Source organism: Brevundimonas sp. (assembly GCF_046295595.1).
In the GTDB taxonomy this organism is placed as follows: domain Bacteria; phylum Pseudomonadota; class Alphaproteobacteria; order Caulobacterales; family Caulobacteraceae; genus Brevundimonas.
In genome coordinates this window covers 153,541-169,239 of the sequence record NZ_JBKBMX010000003.1, presented here as the reverse complement: position 1 = coordinate 169,239, position 15,699 = coordinate 153,541, and the positions used below count along the sequence as shown (strand labels likewise).

Here is a 15,699-nt window from a genome sequence, read left to right as displayed (position 1 = left end):
CGTGCACCGCCGCGCGCAACCTTGAGGAGCCGGATCATGGCCGATGGAACTGTCGTTTCGCTGAAATCCCGGGTCTCGGAGGCGGAATGGACCGCCCGCGTCGAACTGGCCGCCCTGTACCGTCTGGTGGCGTTGCACGGCTGGGACGACATGATCTTCACCCATATCTCGGCTCGGGTGCCGGGACCGGAGCATCATTTCCTGATCAACCCGTACGGCTGGTATTTCGAGGAGATGACCGCCTCCTGCCTGGTCAAGGTCGATCTGGATGGGAACATCGTCCAGGAAACGACCAGCTTCATCAATCCGGCCGGCTTCACCATCCATTCCGCCATCCATGCGGCGCGCGAGGACGCCCATTTCGTCATCCATCTACACACCGTCGCCGGCGTGGGCGTGGCCGCGCAGCAGGAAGGCCTGCTGCCGATCGGCCAGAACGCCTGCCTGCTGCAGCATCAGGTCGCCTATCACGGCTATGAAGGGCTGGCCCTGAACCACGACGAGCGCGAGCGGCTGGTGGCTGACCTGGGCGACAAGCCGCTTATGCTGTTGCGCAATCACGGAACTTTGGCGGTCGGACAGACGGCGGCCCAGGCTTGGATCGGCATGTTCTTCCTCGAGCGCGCCTGCGCCCAGCAGGTGGCCGCCCTGTCCGTCGGTCGCGATCACGTGCTGATGGCGCCCGATGCGGCGCAGGCCGAGACGCGCGAGCAGGGCAAGGGGATCGGCTTTGTCTCGGCCCTGGCCTGGCCGGGCGCCCTGCGAATGCTGGATCGAAAATCTCCGGGCTACGACGTGTGAACCGGGCCGGGGGGCTGTTGATCGCGCTGGCGGTCGCGGCCCTCGGGCCGCCGGCCCATGCCGGGGCCTGGACCCGGGCCAAGGGCAAGAGCCAGGTCATCGCCAAATACGACTCCTTGCGAGCCGCGCGGGCCTTTGATCCGGACGGCGCCCTGGTCGACCTCGCCGCGGAACGGCGGGACACCTCGATCGGCGTTTTCGCCGAGTACGGCGTGACCGACCGGCTGACCCTGCAACTGAAGGGCGACTGGCAGTCCGGAAAAGACGCTTTCGTGGATTTCGACGGACGCGGACCGGTCGAGATCGGCCTCACCTGGCAGGCGTGGCGCGACGATCAGGCGGCGGTCAGCCTCTACGCCGGATACGCCCGGGGCGGCGAAGGCCGCAATGCCGGCTATGCTTCGCCCGGACGGGGCGAGCAGGATTGGGAAGTGCGGGCGTCCGTCGGCCGATCGTTCCAGACCGGCTGGGGCCCGCTCCCGGACCGCACCTTCTTCGAGATCCAGGCGGCACGCCGGATGCGGCAGGGGCTGCCCGACGAGGCGCGTATTGACCTGACCGCCGGCGCCCGCGTGGGCGATGACTGGATGGTTCTTGCCCAGGCTTTCGGCGGCCAGGCCGACGATGGCGGGCCGCGCTGGTTGTCCGTCGAGACGACGGTGGTGCGCGATGTCGGCGACTGGAGTTTGCAGGCCGGCTGGCGGCAGACGGCGGCCGGTCGGGAAACGCCGCAGGCGAGCGGACCGGTGATAGGCATCTGGCGCCGCTTCTGATGCGTAGAAGAAGCGTTTTTGGACGACGGATTCTGAAACACCGTGCGTTGCAGAGACTCTAGTTGCGTCGACGGCGGGAGCCGCTAAGTCGGCTCGTCCCGTTCCGGAGCCAGTCCCGCGTGATCAAGCGCCACTTCTTTCTCGCTGCCGCCGCCGTCCTGCTCGCCCTGATGGTCGTGGCCGTGATCCTTCGTATCGCCTTTGCCGGCGAAGAAGGCGGCGGCGGAGGGGGTGGACCGGGCGGGCCGGGGGCCGGTCGAGGCCAGGCCGTGTCCCAGGCCGTCGTCGCGTCGCGCGAATTCTCCGACGAGATCCGGGTTCTGGGCGTCGCGCGCGGTCGACGCTCGGTCAACATCACCTCGTCCACCAGCGAACTGATCACCCGCGTGATGTTCACCGACGGCCAGCGCGTCGCCGCGGGAACCCCCCTGGTCGAGTTGCAGGCGCGCGAAGAGGACGCCGACATCATCGAGGCGCGATCGCGCGTCGGCCAGGCCCAGCGCGAATACGACCGCTACCGTGAACTGGCGGAACGCGGCGTGGCTCCGAGGGTCACGGCCGAGAATGCCGAGTCGGCTCTCGAAGCCGCTCGGGCGGGCTTGTCGGCCGCCCAGGCGCGGCGCGGCGACCGCCTCATCCGGGCGCCGTTCGCCGGCGTTCTGGGCCTGACCAGCGTCACCGCCGGCACCCTGATCAGCCCGGGGGCGGTGATCACCACCCTCGACGACATCAGCGTGGTGCGCGTCGATTTCCCGCTGCCCGAACGATATCTGTCGGTGCTGCGGTCGGGCGTGCCGATCGTCGCCACGGCCGACGCCCTCGGCGAGGAGACCTTCAACGGCCGCATCGCCCTGATCGACACACGGGTCAACGAGCAGACCCGTTCCGCTACGGCCCGGGCCGAGATCGCCAATCCCGGCGGCCGCATTCGCCCCGGCATGTCGATGCGCGTGGCGGTGAGGCAGGGGGTCCGGCAAGGACTCGCCGTCCCCGAGGCGGCCGTCCAGTATGAGGGCGACAGCGCCTTCGTCTTCCGCATCGCGCCGGGCGAGCGCGGCCTGACTGCCCAGCGCATCACCGTCGAGGCGGGCTCGGTCGAGGACGGCTTCGTCGAAATCCTGTCCGGCCTCAACGCCGGGGACCGGGTGGTCGCCACCGGCCTGAACCGCATCCAGCCGGGTTCGCCGGTCACCGTGGCCGGCGCGCCGGCGCGCACGACGGGCGCCGCCAAATGATGCTCTCCGATCTCGCCGTCCGCCGCCCCGTCTTCGCGGCGGTGGCGGCGATCGTGCTGTGCGTGATCGGGGCCGCGGCCTTCTTCTTCTTGCCCGTGCGGGAGTTGCCGGACGTCGATCCCCCGATCGTCTCGATCAACACCACCTACGCCGGCGCTTCGGCCGAGGTGATCGAGAGCCGGATCACCGAGCCCATCGAGCAGGGCATCGCCGGCATCCAGGGCGTCGAGCGCATCAACTCGACCAGCCGCGACGGTCGTTCCAGTGTCCGTATCGAATTCTCCCTCGACCGCGACATCGACAGCGCCGCCAACGACGTGCGCGACCGCATCTCCCGCGTGCTGGGCAATCTGCCGGACCAGGCCGATCCGCCCGAGGTCGCCAAGGCCGACACCGACAGCCAGCCGATCATGATCCTGTTCCTGCGCTCGACGCAGATGGATCGCCTGGCGCTGACGGACTACGCAGATCGCTATCTGATCGACCAACTGGCCACGGTGCCCGGCGTGGCCCAGGTCCAGATCTACGGTGAGCAGCGCTATTCGATGCGGATCTGGCTGGAGCCCGCCGCCCTCGCCGCGCGTGGCCTGACGGTCACCGACGTCGAATCCGCCCTGACCAGTCAGAATGTCGAGCTGCCGGCCGGGGCGCTCGATTCCGGCGAGAAGAACTACACCGTGCGCGTGGCGCGCAACTACGCCCTGCCCGAGGATTTCCGGCAGTTGCCCATCAGCACCGGGGGAGCCGGGGCGGCTGCCGCCGGCGGCGCGACGAGCAGCGCGTTGCAGGGGCAGACCGCCTATGTCACCCGCCTGGGCGACATCGCGCGGATCGAGGAGGCGCCGGAAGAGGAGCGCCGCCTGTTCCGCGGCAACGGTCTGGACCAGATCGGTCTCGCCATCACCCGCCAGGCGCAATCCAATGACCTCGCCATTTCCGAAGGCGTGCGGGAGATGCTGGAGCGGGTCCAGTCCAGCCTTCCGGAAGGCACGGAACTGGTCGTCGGGTCGGACAATTCGGTCTTCACCGCCCACGCCATCGACGAGGTGTGGATCACCATCGGCATCGCCCTCGTGCTGGTGGCTCTGGTCAATTTTGTCTTCCTCGGCACCCTACGGGCGGCCTTCATTCCGTCGATCGTGGCCCCGATCTGCCTGCTGTCGACTTTCATCATCCTGGCCCCGCTGGGTTTTTCGCTGAACCTGCTGACCCTGCTGGCGCTGGTGCTGGCCATTGGTCTGGTGGTCGACGACGCCATCGTGGTGACCGAGAACATCCAGCGCCGCATCGATCACGGCGAGCCGCCGCTGGTCGCGGCCGAGCGCGGGGCGCGACAGGTGTTCTTCGCCGTCGTGGCGACGACCATCGTATTGCTGGCGGTGTTCGCGCCGCTGCTGTTCCTGCCCGGCTACGTCGGGCGACTGTTCGTCGAACTGGCCGCCACCATCGCGGCGGCGGTGGCCTTCTCGGCCTTCCTCGCCCTGACGCTGTCGCCGATGCTGGCGTCGAAGATCCTGCGCCCGGCGTCGGGCTCGGGCTGGGTGGCGCAGCGCGTCGACCGCGGCATGGACTCGCTGAAGAACTCGTACCGCAACTCGCTGGCGATGCTGCTGGGTCGGAAGGTGGCCGTCGCGGGCGTCGCAGGGCTCGTCGTTCTGGTCGCTGCGGGCGCGGGGCTGATGTTCCTGTCCCTGCCCAGCGAACTGGTGCCGCCCGAGGATCGGGGCCGCATCGTTGGCCGGGTTCAGGGCCCCGAGGGCGCGGGGTACGACTATACCCGGCGCATCATGCTGGGTCTTGAGCCCATTCTCGCGGAATACCGCGAAACCGGCGAGGTCGAGAGCTATCTGATCTCGGCCCCGGGCTTTGGCGGCGGTAGCTTCAACTCCGGTAATGCGGTGCTGACCCTGAGCGATTGGTCGGAGCGCAGTCGCTCCGCCGACGACATCGCCCAGGAGCTCAACCAGAAGCTGCGCGGCCAGACCGACGCCCAGGTCAATGTCAGCGTTCCAGGCGCCTTCCAGCGCGGCGGCGGCAACTCCAACTCGATCGAAATGGTCCTGACCGGGGCCGAGTACGAAGACATGTTCGAGTGGGTCCAGCCGATCCTCGCTGCCGCCCAGGACAATCCCGGCTTCTCGCGGCCGCGCCTCGACTATGAGCCCAACGCGCCCCGGCTGCTGGTCGACGTCGATCCGCAGCGGGCGGCCGCGCTCGGCGTCTCGTCTCAGGAGATCGGCCGCACGCTGCAGACCATGTTCGGCTCCCGGCGGGCCACGACCTATATCCGCGGCGGTCAGGAGTATGACGTCATCCTGCAGACCGAGATCGACAACCGCCGCTCGGTCGGCGATCTCGAGGCGCTATATGTTTCGACCGGCGACGGCCAACTGGTGCCGCTCGCCTCGGTGGTCACGACCGAAACCTCCGGGGACACGCCTGATCGCCGACGGCTGGACCGCCAGCGCAGCATTTCATTGAGCGCCGATCTGAACCCCGGCACGACCCTCGCCGACGCCATGGCCTTCCTCGGCGAGGAGGCCGCCGGCCAGCCCTCAGGCGTGGCCACGGTCCAGTGGGGCGGCGCCGCGCGGGACCAGCAGGAGGCGGGCAGCGCCGTCGGCTGGGCCTTCGGCCTCGCCCTGCTGCTGGTCTTCCTCGCGCTCGCGGCCCAGTTCGAGAGCTGGATCACTCCGGCGGTGATCATGCTGACCGTGCCGCTCGCGGCGGCGGGCGGGCTGTTCGGTCTTGTGATGGCGGGGTCCAGCCTGAACATCTACAGCCAGATCGGTCTGATCATCCTGATCGGGGTGGCGGCAAAGAACGGCATCCTGATCGTCGAGTTCGCCAACCAGCTGCGCGATCAGGGGCGGTCGATCCAGGAGGCCATCATCGAGGCCTCGACCCTGCGTCTGCGACCGATCATCATGACCTCGATCGCCACCGCCTTCGGGGCCCTGCCGCTGGCCCTGTGGCAGGGCGCGGGGGCCGGCAGCCGCCAGACCATCGGCGTGGTGATCTTCTCCGGCGCGATGTTCGCGACCGTGCTGACCCTGTTCGTGGTGCCGGTGATCTATGCCGTCCTGGCGCGCTTCACCAGGTCGCCCGAGTACACCGCCCGCAAGATCGAGGAGTGGGAGGCGAAGGAGGCGGCCGCCAACGACCCTGTGCCGGCGGCCGCCGAATAGCCTACGGCGCGGCGGGCGGCTGGTAGCCGGTCTCGACCTTGAGGAAGGCGATGACATCGCGGCGGTCGGTGGCGTCCGGAATCCCGGCGAAGCTCATCTTCGTGCCCTTCAGGAAGGTGCGGGGATTCTCCAGCCAGTGGTCGAGACGTTCGCCGTCCCAGATGAAGTCCGCCTGCTGCAGCGCGCGGGAATAGTTGTAGCCGTCCAGGCCGCCCGCCTGCCGGCCGAAGACGCCATACAGATTGGGGCCGGTCATGTTGGACCCACCCTCGGTGATCGTGTGGCAGGCGCGGCAGCGGGCGAAGACCCGGCGACCGTTGTCCAGATCCGCTGCGTTGTACGGCGAGGGCAGGGCGGCGAGCAGGGCAGTCCTCTCCGCAGTCGTGGGCGCAGGCGCGGCCGGGGCGGAGGGAGCGTCGCCATTCTCGGCGCTGCAAGCGGCGAGGCCTAGGGTGAGGGCGGTGGTCAGGACGAGACGGATCATGTCCGTAGTCGTACGAGGTTCCGTCGATTGCGCAACGGGCGCCGCCGTTCCGCGCTGCGACGCTTCGCCGGGGTGGACGCGGCGCTATCGCACCTGATAATCACTGTCAGATAGGCGCGGGGGTCGCGCCACTGCGTGAGCGTCATGTCCGAGACCATCCCACTGAGCCAGGCCCGCCGCGGAGCGCGGGGCGTCATCGTCCAGGTCGGCGGCCTCGGTCAGCCCGGGGATCATGCGCTGGAGCTTGAGCGTCGCCTGCTGGAACTGGGCTTCGTCGAGGGCGCGCACATCGAGTTGCTGCACGAAGGGCTGCTGGGTGCGGACCCGATCGCGATGAAGGTCGATGACATGCGCGTGGCCCTGCGCCGACACGAGGCGGCCAGTCTGACCATCCGCGTCGAGCCGGTCGGGGAGCCCGTCGCGGTCGCCCTCGACGGACGGGTCGCGGCCTGATGGATATGGCGGTTCGGAGCGCGCGGGTCGCGCTCGTCGGCAATCCCAACAGCGGCAAGACGGCGCTGTTCAACGCCCTCACAGGCGCCCACCAGAAGGTGGCGAACTACGCCGGCGTCACGGTCGAGCGCAAGGAAGGCTTCATCCGCAGCGCCGACGGACGCACCCGGTCCGTGCTCGACCTGCCGGGCACCTATTCGCTGCGCGCCCGCAGCCCGGACGAGGAAGTGACCCGCGACGCGGTGCTGGGACAGCTGGCGGGCGAGGCGCCGCCGGACGTGATCGTCTGCGTCGCCGACGCCACCAATCTGCGGCTGGTGCTGCGGCTGGCGCTGGAGCTCAAGGCGGTCGGCCGGCCGATGGTGCTGGCCCTCAACATGTACGACATCGCCCAGCGGCAGGGCCTGCGGATTGATCTGCAGCGGCTTGAGGTCGAGCTGGGCGTTCCCGTGGTCACCACCACCGCCACCCGCCGCCGCGGCATCGAGGAACTGGTCGCGGCGATCGATGCGGTGGCGGGGACGCTGTCCCCGACCGCGCAAATGGGCTGGACCGCGCCCGATGCAACGGCCCTGCGCGGCGCGGCGCGGGAGGCCGAGCGGATCATGAGGGCCTGCGTCCAGCCGCCGGAGCGGCCGGACACCCTGACCGGACGGATCGACACTGTTCTGCTGCATCCTGTCGGCGGCCTGGTCATCCTGCTGGCCCTGCTGTTCGTGATGTTCCAAGCGGTGTTCACCTGGGCGACGCCGCTGATGGACGGCATCGAGGCCGGTCTGGGCGTGCTGGGCGGCTGGGTGGCGGCCTTCGTGCCCGACGGCATCTGGCAGAGCCTGATCGTCGACGGTCTGATCTCCGGCGTCGGCAGCGTGCTGGTGTTCCTGCCGCAGATCCTGATCCTGTTCCTGTTCATCATCCTGCTCGAGGACTTCGGCTACATGGCCCGGGCGGCCTTCCTGATGGACCGGATCATGGGCGGGGCGGGGCTGCATGGCCGCGCCTTCATTCCCCTGCTGTCCAGTTTCGCCTGCGCCATTCCGGGGGTCATGGCCGCCCGGGTGATCGATTCCAAGCGCGACCGACTGACCACCATCATGGTGGCGCCGCTGATGACCTGCTCGGCGCGGATCCCGGTCTATACCCTGATCATCGCCGCCTTCATTCCGAACGAGACCGTGTGGGGCTTCGCCAATCTGCAGGGGCTGGTGATGTTCGGCCTGTATGGCGCGGGCATCGTCAGCGCCCTGGTGGTGTCGTTCGTGATCCGCCGCATCTTCTGGCGCGGGGCGGTCGAGCCCTTCATGATGGAGTTGCCGGCCTACAAGACGCCCGATCTGCGCAGCGTGCTGTACAATCTGTGGCTTCGGGCGCGGATATTCCTGATGCGGGCGGGGCGGATCATCCTGCCGTTGATGGTGCTGATCTGGGCGCTGTCGACCTTCCCCTATCCACCCGAGGGCGCGACCCTGCCCGCGATCGACTATTCGTTCGCCGGCATGATGGGCAAGGCGCTGGCGCCGATCTTCGCGCCCATTGGATTCAACTGGCAGATGGTCATCGCCCTGATCCCCGGCATGGCGGCGCGGGAGGTGGCGGTGGCCGCGCTCGGCACCGTCTACGCCGTGGCCGACCCCGAGACCGCCACGGCCGTGCTGGCGACGACGCTGGCGGGGCAGTGGTCGCTGGCCACCGGCCTCGCCTTCCTCGCCTGGTACGTCTTCGCGCCGCAGTGCCTTCCGACGCTCGGGGTGGTCAAGCGCGAGACCAACTCGTGGAAGTGGATGTGGATCATGATCGTCTACATGTTCAGCCTGGCCTATCTGGCGGCCTTCCTGACCTACCGGATCGCGGTCGCGCTGGGCGGCGGCTGAGGCGAGACTGGTGCCGGCTGCAGGAATCGAACCCGCGACATCCAGTTTACAAAACTGGCGCTCTACCAACTGAGCTAAGCCGGCCTCCGTGGTGACGGCGGTCCTTATGCTGGTGGGGCGGGCCGCGGTCAATCGAGCGCGGCGGCGATGCGGTCCGCGAGGGCGCGCAGCGTCTCCGTATCCGCCATAGGGGCGTGGCCGTGGCCCTTCAACGAACGGTCGGCCCAACGCGGGATGATATGGAAATGCAGGTGGAAGACGGTCTGGCCGCCGGCCTCGCCGTTGAACTGCATGATCTGGAAGCCCTCGGGTTCCAGCGCCTTGACCACGGCGCGGGCCGTGCGCTGGGTCGCGCCGATCAGCCGCCCGAGGGCCTTGGGCTCCATCTCCAGCAGGGTGCGGGCGGTCGAGGTCTTCGAGATGACCAGCACATGACCCTCGGACTGGGGGAAGACGTCCATGAAGGCGAGGACATTGTCGTCCTCCCACACCTTCACCGCCGGGATCTCGCCGCGCAGGACCTTGCCGAAGATGTTGTCGGGGTCGTAGGGGGCGTGAAGGGTCATGTGGCGCTCCGGGGCTGACGGGACAGGCTGGCAAGGCCGCGCAGGACGGGGGAGCCCCGGCGGATTTGCGGTGTTATGGTCAAGGTCCAAAGGGAGTCGCCCATGCTGCGTTTCATCGTCCAGTTTCTCGTCACCTGCCTGGCCCTGTGGCTGGCGGCGCAGGTCGTGCCCGGGGTCGGGTTCAACGATACAACGACCCTGCTGCTGGCGGCGATCCTGCTGGGGATCGCCAACATCATCGTGCGGCCCATCCTGACGATCCTGACCTTCCCGCTGACGGTGATCACCTTCGGCCTGTTCCTGCTGGTGGTGAACGCGGCGGTCATCGGTCTGGTGGCGGTGCTGCTGGACGGTTTCGTGGTCGACGGCCTGTGGGCCGGCATCGGCGCGGCCATCGTCACCGGCGTGGTCAGCTGGATCGCCGGCTGGTTCATCGGCGACAAGCGGGCCTGAGTCACCGGATATCCTTGCGGAAGGGCGACAGCTCTTCGGCGAGGGCGCCGATCTCGGCGTCGACGGCGGGGCGTTCGCGCGCCAGATAGTCGGCGACCGGCGCGCGCAGGGCCGGGTCGGCGATGAAGTGGGCGGAATAGACCGGCGAGGGGAGGTAGCCGCGGGCGATCTTGTGCTCGCCCTGGGCCCCGGCCTCGACGCGGGCGAGGCCGTGGGCGATGGCGAAGTCGATGGCCCGGTAGTAGCAGAGCTCGAAATGGAGGAAGGGGACCTCCTCCAGCGCGCCCCACTGGCGACCGTAGAGGGCGTCGCGGCCGATCAGGTTCAGGGCGCCGGCGATGGGCGTTTCGTCGCGGAAGGCCATGACGAGGGCGATGCGGTCGGCCATGGTCGCGCCGAGGCGGCTGAAGAAGTCGCGCGTCAGATAGGGCCGGCCCCACTTCCGTTCGCCGGTGTCCATGTAGAAGGCGAAGAAGGCGTCCCAGTGAGCCTCGGTGATGTCGGCGCCGGTGAGGATGCGGATGTCGAGGCCGGCGCAGGCTTCGCGGCGTTCGCGGCGGATGCTCTTGCGCCGGTTCGAGGACAGGGCGGCGAGGAAGTCGTCGAAGGTTTGATAGCCGGCGTTGCGCCAGACGTACTGCATGTCCTGCCGCTGCAGCAGGCCGCTCTCGCCCATGGCGGCCCATTCGGGACGGGTCGGGAAGTTGACGTGCAGGGAGGAGACGCCGAGCCGCTCGGTCAGGGCGAGGGCGCCCTGCAGCAGGGCTTGGCGGACGATGGCCGCGTCGGCGTCGGGGTGGGCGAGGAAGCGCGGGCCGGTGACCGGGGTGAAGGGTACGGCGGCCAGAAGCTTGGGATAGTAGCGGCCGCCGGCGCGCTCATAGGCGTCGGCCCAGCTGTGGTCGAAGACGTATTCGCCCTGGCTGTGGCCCTTGAGCCAGAGGGGCATGACGCCGAGGACGCGGCCGGCCTCGTCCCGAAGCGACAGGTGGCGGCCTGCCCAGCCCTGGGCCGGGACGGCGCTGCCGGAGGCTTCGCAGGCGTCGAGGAAGTCGAACGAGACGAACGGATCGCCGGCGGGAGACGCGCAGGCGTCCCAGGCCTCGCGGCCGATGTCGGCGACCCGATCGTGAACGTGGAGGGTGAAGTCAGTTGGCATGACTGTGTCCTTCCCCCCTCGCGGGGGAAGGTGGGCGGCGAAGCCGCACGGATGGGGGGGCTTGTTCCGCTCGCAAACCGGCAGACGATGAGGGTGAGGCGGCCAGCCCCCCTGTCTGTCTCGCTCCGCGAGCCACCTTCCCCCGCGAGGGGGGAAGGAACTCAAACTCGGCCTTCACCGCACCTCGACGATGGCGTCCACCTCGACGGCGAAGCCGAGGGGCAGGCGGTAGACGCCGACGGCGGAGCGGGCGTGGCGGCCCTTCTCGGCGAAGACCTCGACCATCAGGTCGGAGCAGCCGTTGATGACGGCGGGGATGGCTTCGAAATCGCCGGCGGCCTGGACGAAGCCGCCCAGTTTGACGACGCGGACGACGCGCTCCAGATCGCCGTCGAGGGCGGCCGAGATCTGGGCCAGCAGATTGATCCCGCACAGCCGGGCGGCGTCCTTCGCCTGTTCCGGCGAGACGTCGGCGCCGACCGTGCCCTTGATCCCGCCCGAGGCGTCGTTCGACAACTGGCCGGAGATGTGGAGCAGGGCGCCAGTCTGGACGTACGGCACATAGTTGGCCACGGCCCTGGCCGGTTCGGGCAGCTGGATGCCGAGTTCGGCGAGGCGGGCGGCGACGGTCATGGGGGGACTCCTGAAAGGTTCGCGGCGGTTTAGCGCGCTCGCGCCGCCGCGTCATGGGGTTCGGGCATGAGTCTTCGCCGCTCCGGGTTAAGCGGTTGGGGAGAGAGCGGGGCGGCCGGGCCTCGCCCGGTGCATGTGGTTTTACCGTTTCGACGAAGCTGGGCGCCCCGCGCAGTCGTTTTCCACACGACCCTCCGGCTGGCGGCCCGATTGAGGCCTTACCGGAACATGACAGGCCATTGCTGACACCGTCATGGGTCGGACGTGACCGCATGTAGCGGCATCGGCCCGATCCTCAAGCCGCGCGGCGAGCAAGCGGGCAGGATCCATCCCTGCCCTCGAGGACCCCCGGACTCTCCGTCGCCCGGGCTTCATCGCTCGACCACAGCCCGCCGCCATCGAGGAACGTGGATCCGACGCCCTCCCCGTTCGACGGGATGGGAGGCATTGTAAGGGAGGCCGGCCCTAGTACAGACAAAACGGTTTGAGAAAAGGCTAGTGCGTTGAATAGGCTGTCTAATATTTTGATAACCCGACTATAATTTCGCGGATTGTAAGCACAGCGTCATGGCCTCACCTCCCCATTCGCGAAGGCGAATGGGGAGGACAGATCGGCGCGTCAGCGACGATCAGGTGGGGGCGGCGCCGGCGGTCAGGGAGTCTGGCGCGAACCCCCATCTGACGGAGCCGCCCCCTCCTGATCGCTTCGCGATCTGTCCTCCCCATCGGCCTTCGCCGATGGGGAGGTGAACGTCATCACCCCTTCAACGCCCGCCCCGCCACCACGGCCCCGGCGCCGAATTTGGCGCGCAGCCGGTCGATCGCGGTTTCGGTCTTGAGGACGCGGGCCTCGGGGGAGTCGAACAGGGCCGAAGGGAATTCGACGGCGTCGTGGACCTCGCCCATGCCGATGCCGATCAGGCGGTAGGGGCGGCCCAGTTCGGGGGCCATCAGGGCGCGGCCGGCGGCGAACAGGGCGCGGGCGGTCTGGACCGGCTCGGCGAGGCTGACGCGGCGGGTGACGATCCTGAAGTCGGTCCGGCGCAGTTTCAGCACGATGACGCGGCTGGCGACGCCGTCGCGGCGGGCCTTGGCGGCCAGTTTTTCGCACAGCGGCCAGAGCTCGGCCTCGAGGTCGGCGGCGGCGGTCAGATCCTCGTTGAAGGTGGTCTCGGCGCTCATGCCCTTGCGCTCGTGCTCGGGCCGGACGGCGCGGGCGTCGCGGCCGTGGGCGAGGTCGTGCAGGCGCAGGCCGGTCTCGCCATAGCGTCTGACCAGATCGCGGACGTCGGCGGCGGCGAGGTCGCCGACGGTGGCGTAGCCGTCGCTTTGCAGCGTCTTGCGGAAGACGGGGCCGACGCCGGGCAGGATGGCGACCGGTTTCGGCGCGAGCAGCGCCTGCGCGTCCGAGCCGAGGACGGAGAAGCCGCGCGGCTTGTCGAGTTCGGACGCGACCTTGGCGAGGAAGCGGTTGGGCGCCAGGCCGATGGAAACGGTCAGGCCGGTCTCGTCCTCGATCCGTTTCTGCAGCCGGACCAGCTGGAAGGCCGGCGGGCCGCCGTTGAGCCGTTCGGTGCCCGACAGGTCGATCCAGGCCTCGTCCAGCGACAGGGTCTGGACCAGCGGAGTCAGCTCGCGCACGGCGCTGAAGATGGCCTCGCTGGCGGCGACGTATTTGCTGAAGTCGGGCTTGATGACGACGGCCTCGGGGCAGGCCTTGAGCGCCTTGAACATCGGCATGGCCGAATGAACGCCGTACTGGCGCGCGATGTAGCAGCAGGTCGAGACGACGCCACGCTTGCCGCCGCCGACGATGACGGGCTTGTCGCGCAGCTCGGGGCGGTCGCGCTTTTCGACGGAGGCGTAGAAGGCGTCGCAGTCGAGGTGGGCGATGGCGAGCGCAGCCAGCTCGTCGTGGCGGACGATGCGGCGCGAGTCGCAGGCCGGGCAGCGCTCGACCGGGGTGTCGGCGGTGTGCAGGCAGTCGCGGCAGATGGATTTCACGGTCGGGCCGGGGTCATGACGGGGGATTATCCGTCATTTCGGGCGCGGCGCCGAGGGAGGTTGGCGACGCGCGGTCCTTCTCTCCTCCGGGGGAGAAGGTGGCCCGGAGGGCCGGATGAGGGGGATGTGTGACGAGAAACTAGCCCGCGGCGAGCCCGGAGCGGGCCTACCCCTCATCCGCCCCTCCGGGGCACCTTCTCCCCCAAGGGGAGAAGGGTCGGGGGAGCCGCTTCACGCCAACTTAAGAGACGGTGCGCAGAGTGCGCTCAAGAAGGCGAACAGGCCTCTGCGCAACGGCGCTTCACAGGAAGCGGAACAGGCCGGGTGATGATGTCGAAGACGGTCCTCATCGTCGAGGATAACGAGCTGAACATGAAGCTTTTTCATGATCTGCTCGATTCCCAAGGGTATCACACCCTGCAGACCCGCGAAGGGTTGCAGGCGCTCGCCCTGGCGCGCCAGCACCGGCCCGACCTGATCCTGATGGACATCCAGCTGCCCGAGATCAGCGGCCTGGAAGTGACCAAGTGGCTGAAGGACGACGAGGAGCTGAGCCACATTCCCGTGATCGCGGTGACCGCCTTCGCCATGAAGGGCGATGAGGAGCGGATCCGCCAGGGCGGCTGCGAGGCCTATATCTCCAAGCCGATCTCGGTGATGCATTTCCTCGAGGTGGTGCGCAAGCATCTGGCGCCGGCGGAGGCGCTCGTCCCATGACCGCGCGCATCCTTGTCGTCGACGACCTCGAAGCCAATGTGCGGCTGCTCGAGGCCAAGCTGACGATCGAATATTACGAGGTGCTGACGGCGATGGACGGCGCCAGCGCGCTGGAGATCGCCGCGGCCGAACGGCCCGACATCATCCTGCTGGACGTGATGATGCCCGGGATGGACGGGTTCGAGACCTGCCGCCGGCTGAAGGCCGATCCGGTCACGCGGCATATTCCGGTGGTGCTGGTCACCGCGCTGGACGGCCGCGAGGACAAGATCAAGGGACTGGGCGTCGGCGCCGACGACTTCGTCACCAAGCCGATCGACGACGTCATCCTGTTCGCCCGGGTCAAGTCGCTGGTGCGGCTGAAGGCGGTGATGGACGAGCTGCGCGAGCGCGAGGAGAGCGGGCGCAAGCTGGGTGTCGACACGGACGGGGCCGGACGGCTGCGCGGCTCGGGCGGCCGGGTGCTGATCGTCGACGACAACGAATTGCAGACCGGCAAGATGATGACCCATCTGGCCGCCGAACACCGGCCGGTGGTCGAGGCCGATCCGGCGGCGGCGCTGATCGCGGCGCGCGGGCCGGTCGATCTGATGATCGTCAATGTCGCCAGCGCCGGCTTCGACGGCCTGCGTTTCGTCGCCCAGGTGCGGTCCAGCGAGGCCTCGCGGCGGACGCCGATCCTGGCCGTGGTGGACCCCGCCGATCGGCCGCGCCTGCTCAAGGCGCTGGAGCTGGGCGTCAACGACATCCTGCCGCGCCCGGTCGATCCCGAGGAGCTGATGGCGCGGGCGCGGACCCAGATCAAGCGCAAGCGCTACGCCGACTTCCTCAAGGAGAAGCTGGATTACAGCCTCGAAATGGCGGTCACCGACGCGCTCACCGGGCTGCACAACCGGCGCTACATGGCCGGTCAGCTGCAGGGCATGGTGAGCCGCTCCGGCCAGGGCGGCGATCCGGTCGCGGTGCTGGTCATGGACATCGACCACTTCAAGGTGGTCAACGACAGCTTCGGCCACGACGCCGGCGACGAGGTGCTGCGCGAGTTCGCGGTGCGGCTGGCGACCAATGTGCGGGCCATCGACCTGCCGTGCCGGCTGGGCGGCGAGGAGTTCGTGGTGGTGATGCCGGGGGCGAGCCTGGACGACGCGGCGCGGGTCGCCGACCGCATCCGGCGCGATATCGAGAACCAGCCCTTCCCGATCATGGGCGGGGCCGAGGGGCTGACCATCACCGTCTCGATCGGCGTCGCCGCCAGCGTCGCCGGAGACACGCCGGAGGCCTTGCTGAAGCGGGCCGACGAAGGGGTCTATGAGGCCAAGGCGCATGGCCGAAACCAGGTCATCGCCCGGGCGGCCGCCTAGG

At 68.8% G+C, this 15,699-nt stretch carries 14 protein-coding genes and 1 tRNA gene; 9 read left to right on the top strand and 6 right to left on the bottom strand.

Annotated elements, in window-relative coordinates:
* Positions 1-36: 36 nt before the first annotated feature.
* The 4 genes from ACK4JY_RS03280 (at position 37) to ACK4JY_RS03265 (ending at position 5,997) form a co-directional block, all read left to right on the top strand.
* On the top strand, positions 37-801 hold the full coding sequence (locus ACK4JY_RS03280; RefSeq protein ID WP_409602782.1) for a class II aldolase/adducin family protein: 765 nt from the start codon (positions 37-39) through the stop codon (positions 799-801).
* The gene (locus ACK4JY_RS03275; protein ID WP_409602781.1) at positions 798-1,574 is read left to right on the top strand and encodes a hypothetical protein; all 777 of its coding nucleotides are present in this window, start codon (positions 798-800) and stop codon (positions 1,572-1,574) included. The genes ACK4JY_RS03280 and ACK4JY_RS03275 overlap by 4 nt, the downstream gene beginning before the upstream one ends.
* Positions 1,575-1,693: 119 nt before the next feature.
* Positions 1,694-2,809 (top strand): efflux RND transporter periplasmic adaptor subunit, encoded by a 1,116-nt coding sequence (locus ACK4JY_RS03270; RefSeq protein ID WP_409602779.1) that lies wholly within the window; start codon positions 1,694-1,696, stop codon positions 2,807-2,809.
* Entirely contained in the window at positions 2,809-5,997 is a 3,189-nt protein-coding gene (locus ACK4JY_RS03265) for an efflux RND transporter permease subunit (protein WP_409602896.1), read from the top strand. The genes ACK4JY_RS03270 and ACK4JY_RS03265 overlap by 1 nt, the downstream gene beginning before the upstream one ends.
* A gap of 1 nt (position 5,998) precedes the next feature.
* Here the strand turns inward: ACK4JY_RS03265 and ACK4JY_RS03260 are convergent, their stop codons facing one another.
* Positions 5,999-6,481, bottom strand: coding sequence for a c-type cytochrome (locus tag ACK4JY_RS03260; RefSeq protein WP_409602777.1), 483 nt, complete (start codon positions 6,479-6,481; stop codon positions 5,999-6,001).
* Positions 6,482-6,625: 144 nt separating this feature from the next.
* On the opposite strand from ACK4JY_RS03260, the gene ACK4JY_RS03255 reads away from it, so the two are divergent.
* On the top strand, positions 6,626-6,934 hold the full coding sequence (locus ACK4JY_RS03255; protein WP_409602775.1) for a ferrous iron transport protein A: 309 nt from the start codon (positions 6,626-6,628) through the stop codon (positions 6,932-6,934).
* Positions 6,934-8,805, top strand: a complete 1,872-nt coding sequence (locus tag ACK4JY_RS03250; protein WP_409602773.1) for a ferrous iron transporter B — start codon at positions 6,934-6,936, stop codon at positions 8,803-8,805. Before ACK4JY_RS03255 ends, ACK4JY_RS03250 begins: the two co-directional genes overlap by 1 nt.
* Positions 8,806-8,813: 8 nt before the next feature.
* On the opposite strand, the gene ACK4JY_RS03245 is transcribed toward ACK4JY_RS03250, so the two are convergent.
* Both ACK4JY_RS03245 and ACK4JY_RS03240 read right to left on the bottom strand, forming a co-directional pair.
* Positions 8,814-8,889, bottom strand: a tRNA-Thr gene (locus ACK4JY_RS03245).
* A 44-nt stretch (positions 8,890-8,933) separates the two neighbouring features.
* Positions 8,934-9,371: an HIT family protein gene (locus ACK4JY_RS03240; protein WP_409602771.1), complete on the bottom strand. Its 438-nt coding sequence runs from the start codon at positions 9,369-9,371 to the stop codon at positions 8,934-8,936.
* Between the two features lie 102 nt (positions 9,372-9,473).
* Between ACK4JY_RS03240 and ACK4JY_RS03235 the strand changes: the two genes are divergently transcribed.
* Positions 9,474-9,824 carry a phage holin family protein gene (locus ACK4JY_RS03235; protein ID WP_409602769.1) on the top strand — a complete coding sequence of 117 codons (351 nt, stop codon included), beginning with the start codon at positions 9,474-9,476 and terminating at the stop codon, positions 9,822-9,824.
* A gap of 1 nt (position 9,825) precedes the next feature.
* On the opposite strand, the gene ACK4JY_RS03230 is transcribed toward ACK4JY_RS03235, so the two are convergent.
* The 3 genes from ACK4JY_RS03230 to ACK4JY_RS03220 all read right to left on the bottom strand — a co-directional run bounded on the left by ACK4JY_RS03230 (position 9,826) and on the right by ACK4JY_RS03220 (position 13,620).
* Complete coding sequence (locus ACK4JY_RS03230) at positions 9,826-10,983, bottom strand: GNAT family N-acetyltransferase (RefSeq protein WP_409602768.1); 1,158 nt, start codon at positions 10,981-10,983, stop codon at positions 9,826-9,828.
* A gap of 174 nt (positions 10,984-11,157) precedes the next feature.
* Positions 11,158-11,616: a RidA family protein gene (locus tag ACK4JY_RS03225; RefSeq protein WP_409602766.1), complete on the bottom strand. Its 459-nt coding sequence runs from the start codon at positions 11,614-11,616 to the stop codon at positions 11,158-11,160.
* A gap of 756 nt (positions 11,617-12,372) precedes the next feature.
* Positions 12,373-13,620, bottom strand: coding sequence for a DNA polymerase IV (locus tag ACK4JY_RS03220; protein WP_409602765.1), 1,248 nt, complete (start codon positions 13,618-13,620; stop codon positions 12,373-12,375).
* 330 nt (positions 13,621-13,950) lie between these two features.
* On the opposite strand from ACK4JY_RS03220, the gene ACK4JY_RS03215 reads away from it, so the two are divergent.
* The gene (locus tag ACK4JY_RS03215; protein WP_409602894.1) at positions 13,951-14,337 is read left to right on the top strand and encodes a response regulator; all 387 of its coding nucleotides are present in this window, start codon (positions 13,951-13,953) and stop codon (positions 14,335-14,337) included.
* Positions 14,334-15,698, top strand: coding sequence for a PleD family two-component system response regulator (locus tag ACK4JY_RS03210; protein ID WP_409602764.1), 1,365 nt, complete (start codon positions 14,334-14,336; stop codon positions 15,696-15,698). The genes ACK4JY_RS03215 and ACK4JY_RS03210 overlap by 4 nt, the downstream gene beginning before the upstream one ends.
* Position 15,699 lies beyond the last annotated feature (1 nt).

What these genes read in the sequence shown, in the direction of transcription:
- ACK4JY_RS03280 (WP_409602782.1), top strand. Translation starts at nt 37, where the DNA reads ATGGCCGATGGAACTGTCGTTTCGCTGAAATCCCGGGTCTCGGAGGCG.
- ACK4JY_RS03265 (WP_409602896.1), top strand. Translation starts at nt 2,809, where the DNA reads ATGCTCTCCGATCTCGCCGTCCGCCGCCCCGTCTTCGCGGCGGTGGCG.
- ACK4JY_RS03260 (WP_409602777.1), bottom strand. Translation starts at nt 6,481, where the DNA reads ATGATCCGTCTCGTCCTGACCACCGCCCTCACCCTAGGCCTCGCCGCT.
- ACK4JY_RS03255 (WP_409602775.1), top strand. Translation starts at nt 6,626, where the DNA reads ATGTCCGAGACCATCCCACTGAGCCAGGCCCGCCGCGGAGCGCGGGGC.
- ACK4JY_RS03250 (WP_409602773.1), top strand. Translation starts at nt 6,934, where the DNA reads ATGGATATGGCGGTTCGGAGCGCGCGGGTCGCGCTCGTCGGCAATCCC.
- ACK4JY_RS03240 (WP_409602771.1), bottom strand. Translation starts at nt 9,371, where the DNA reads ATGACCCTTCACGCCCCCTACGACCCCGACAACATCTTCGGCAAGGTC.
- ACK4JY_RS03235 (WP_409602769.1), top strand. Translation starts at nt 9,474, where the DNA reads ATGCTGCGTTTCATCGTCCAGTTTCTCGTCACCTGCCTGGCCCTGTGG.
- ACK4JY_RS03230 (WP_409602768.1), bottom strand. Translation starts at nt 10,983, where the DNA reads ATGCCAACTGACTTCACCCTCCACGTTCACGATCGGGTCGCCGACATC.
- ACK4JY_RS03225 (WP_409602766.1), bottom strand. Translation starts at nt 11,616, where the DNA reads ATGACCGTCGCCGCCCGCCTCGCCGAACTCGGCATCCAGCTGCCCGAA.
- ACK4JY_RS03215 (WP_409602894.1), top strand. Translation starts at nt 13,951, where the DNA reads ATGTCGAAGACGGTCCTCATCGTCGAGGATAACGAGCTGAACATGAAG.
- ACK4JY_RS03210 (WP_409602764.1), top strand. Translation starts at nt 14,334, where the DNA reads ATGACCGCGCGCATCCTTGTCGTCGACGACCTCGAAGCCAATGTGCGG.